This is a genomic window from Mesorhizobium sp. M1A.F.Ca.IN.020.06.1.1 (assembly GCF_004023265.1).
Classification (GTDB): Bacteria; Pseudomonadota; Alphaproteobacteria; order Rhizobiales; family Rhizobiaceae; genus Mesorhizobium.
Genome location: NZ_RZSR01001776.1, coordinates 1 through 478 on the forward strand (window position 1 = coordinate 1; position 478 = coordinate 478).

2 protein-coding genes are annotated in these 478 nt (G+C 69.0%); both read right to left on the reverse strand.

Going from position 1 to position 478, the window contains the following annotated elements; translation table 11 throughout:
* Window positions 1-234 (reverse strand): sigma factor (locus tag EOA60_RS36835; RefSeq protein ID WP_281060832.1); only part of this gene is annotated, 234 nt, incomplete at its 3' end.
* 4 nt (window positions 235-238) lie between these two features.
* On the reverse strand, window positions 239-478 hold a 240-nt coding region (locus EOA60_RS36840; RefSeq protein ID WP_245502732.1), incomplete at its 5' end, for a YciI family protein.

Genomic DNA, 478 nt, shown 5'->3' on the forward strand with positions numbered 1-478 from the left:
CACTGGAGCGCTGGCCGAAGAGCGGCGCGCCACAGCCAGCAGCCAGGCCTCCGGCTTTTCGGGCACGCCGCTCTTCGGCCAGCGCTCCAGTGCGGCGGCGAACGCGTCGGCCAACGCGTCCTCGGCGCCGGCAACGTCGCGCATGCGAGCAGCGAGATAGGCAACCAGCTTGCCGTAGCTCTGCCGGGCGGCCGCCTCGGCCGCCGCCCGCGCCGTCTCCGGGCGCTTGTCCATATTGCTAGGACCGGTAGTCGGTCATTTCCCAGATCGGCCGCACCTCGACCGTGCCGGTGCTGGCTGCCGGGCAGCGCGCGCCCCATTCCATAGCGGTGTCGATGTCGGTCGCTTCGATCATGTAGAAGCCGGCAAGCTGTTCCTTTGTGTCGGCATAGGGACCGTCGAGCACATTGGTCTTGCCGTCGGCGAGCCGTATCGAAGTGGCCGCCTGGGTCGGACGCAGCCTTTCGCCGGCGAGGTA